The sequence below is a fragment of the Mesorhizobium sp. M7A.T.Ca.US.000.02.2.1 genome, from assembly GCF_003996995.1.
In the GTDB taxonomy this organism is placed as follows: domain Bacteria; phylum Pseudomonadota; class Alphaproteobacteria; order Rhizobiales; family Rhizobiaceae; genus Mesorhizobium.
Genome location: NZ_RZTT01000644.1, coordinates 1 through 2,314, shown reverse-complemented (window position 1 = coordinate 2,314; position 2,314 = coordinate 1). Strand labels below are relative to the sequence as shown.

Here is a 2,314-nt window from a genome sequence, read left to right as displayed (position 1 = left end):
TCCCGATGGCGCAAGGCATCATCGATTTCGCCCGCGCGGGCCAAATCTCCGTCATCACGCCGTTCTGCCTGGCTGGCGCGATGGCGCCGATCACGGTCGCCGGCGCGCTGACGCTGCAGCATGCCGAGGCGCTCGCCGGGCTGACGCTGGCGCAGATCGTGCGGCCCGGCGCACCGGTCGTCTACGGCTCGTTCTCCTCCAATGTCGACATGAAATCCGGCGCGCCGGCCTTCGGTACGCCCGAGCACGTCAAGGCGACGCTGGGCGCCGGTCAGCTGGCGCGCTTCACCGGACTGCCGTGGCGATCGGGCGGCGGCAGTGCCGCCAACATCTCAGACGCGCAGGCCGCGCACGAGACGCAGTTCGCGCTGTGGGGCTCGGTGCTGGCCGGGGCGACGATGTGCATCCATGCCGCCGGCTGGCTGGAGGGCGGCCTCAGTGTCTCCTTCGAGAAACTGATCACCGACATCGAGGCGCTGCAGACGGTGGCTGAACTTTGCGCCGCGACGCCCGGCGATACCGATACGATCGGCTTCGAGGCGATCGCCGAGGTGCAGCCGGGCGGCCACTTCTTCTCGGCCGGCCACACCATGGCGCGCTACCGCACCGCCTTCTACGAACCGCTGGTGGCCGACTGGTCGAATTTCGGCAACTGGACGCAGAGCGGCTCGAAGACAGCGAGCGAGCGCGCCACCGGCGTCTGGAGGCGGGTGCTTTCCGATTTCGCGCCGCCGGCAACGGCTGCCGCCACATCAGGCGTGCTGGATGAGTTTATCGCGCGGCGCACGGCAGAGGGCGGAGCGGCGCCGGTGTCTTAAGGCCGGCTTCGCTGATCGCCCTGGTTGTGGCGCGATCCGGAACCTGCAGCGCCTCCCGCGCATTCAAGGTTGCGGCCGGTTCACTGCGGCACCGGTGTGCTGTTTGAGGGGAGGACGACATCGGCGGCCCTGCTGCCACCATCAATCGCTGTCGCGTGCGACCAGCTCCAGCGGCCAGACCTCGCGGATGATCCGTGGACCCTCCGGGCCGGCGAAGGCGGGAAGCGACGCCAGCAGCATTTCGGCGAGTCGTTGTCCCATTGGCTCCAGCGCCGGGCGGAAGGCGGTCAACGCCGGGGAAAAATAGCGGCAGAGCGGCGTGTCGACGATGACGGTCACCGCCATGTCTTGACCCGGCCTGATGCCCATCTCGGCCAGCGCCTTGCAGCCGCCCAGCGCCATTGCATCATTGTTGAAGATGATGGCGGTCGGTGGATCCTTGGACCGCATGACCTGGGGCGTCACCTCGTAGCCGCCGGCCTCGTTGATGAAGCCGGACGCAATCAGCTCCGGGTCGACCTCGATGCCGTGCCGCTGTAAGGCCTTGCGGTATCCGGCCAGGAAGAGGTAGCCGAAGTTGAGGTCGAGCGACGGACGGATAGCGGCGATACGGCGGTGACCGCGCGCCACAAGGCGGTCGACGGCGTCGGCGCCGGCCTTCTCGAAATCGAGGTCGAGGGAAGGATAGGACTTGGCTCCGGAGCGACTGCGGCCGAGCGTGGCGAAGGGAAAGCCGGCTTGCGTGAGATAGTCGATGCGCTCGTCCTCGCGCCGCGTCCAGGCCAGCAGCACCGCATCGGCGCGGCGCGTCTCGACGACGCGGCGCAGGCGCTCCTGCTGGTAGTCGCCCGGCGCCCCCATGACCACGGTCAGGTCGAGCCCGCTTTCGGCGAGCCTGGCCTGCAGCCCGATCAGAAACGGAATGAAGAACGGCTCGCCATATTGCTGGTCACCGGGATGCGGCTGCAGCATGAAGGCGATCGAACGGGTGGCGCCTTGCCTGAGACTGCGGCCGGACTGGTTCGGCGAATAGTTCAGCGTCCTGGCCGCCTCGAGCACGCGCTGGCGCGTGTCGGCGTTGACGTCGGCGCGGCCGTTCAGCGCCCGCGACACCGTGCCGATCGAAATGTTCAGGTGACGGGCAAGATCGTGAATGCTGGATGCCAAGAGACTGTTCTCCCCCTTGCTTGGCTAGCACCGGTAGCCGCTGAGGCCAAGGCGACAGGACGATTTTCGCCAAGGGCCAATTGACATTCTACGCCTTCGGGTGTGTTCTCGTAAACGTTTACGGAAAAACGTTTACGGTCCTGCCGTGGATGCCGTGACGATCGGTCTGGAGGGACCGAGCGGAGGAGGAGCGCTGGATGATCGATGTCGTCCTGGTCGGCTGCGGAGCGATGAGCAAGGCCTGGCTCGATGCCATCAGGCAGATCGACGGGCTCGCCATTGTCGGCCTTGTCGATCTCGACGCCGACAGGGCGCGGGCGAGGGCGCAG

At 67.2% G+C, this 2,314-nt stretch carries 2 protein-coding genes and 1 pseudogene; 2 read left to right on the top strand and 1 reads right to left on the bottom strand.

The genetic code is table 11. The features are described from left to right. The coding region (locus tag EOD15_RS32955; RefSeq protein WP_185929145.1) for a trimethylamine methyltransferase family protein at positions 1-818 on the top strand (818 nt) is incomplete at its 5' end. A 141-nt stretch (positions 819-959) separates the two neighbouring features. Here EOD15_RS32955 and EOD15_RS32950 read toward each other — a convergent pair. Continuing rightward, positions 960-1,985 carry a LacI family DNA-binding transcriptional regulator gene (locus EOD15_RS32950; RefSeq protein ID WP_127409226.1) on the bottom strand — a complete coding sequence of 342 codons (1,026 nt, stop codon included), beginning with the start codon at positions 1,983-1,985 and terminating at the stop codon, positions 960-962. A gap of 197 nt (positions 1,986-2,182) precedes the next feature. On the opposite strand from EOD15_RS32950, the pseudogene EOD15_RS37120 reads away from it, so the two are divergent. Beyond that, positions 2,183-2,314 (top strand): annotated as a pseudogene (locus tag EOD15_RS37120) (gfo/Idh/MocA family oxidoreductase); the annotation flags it as partial.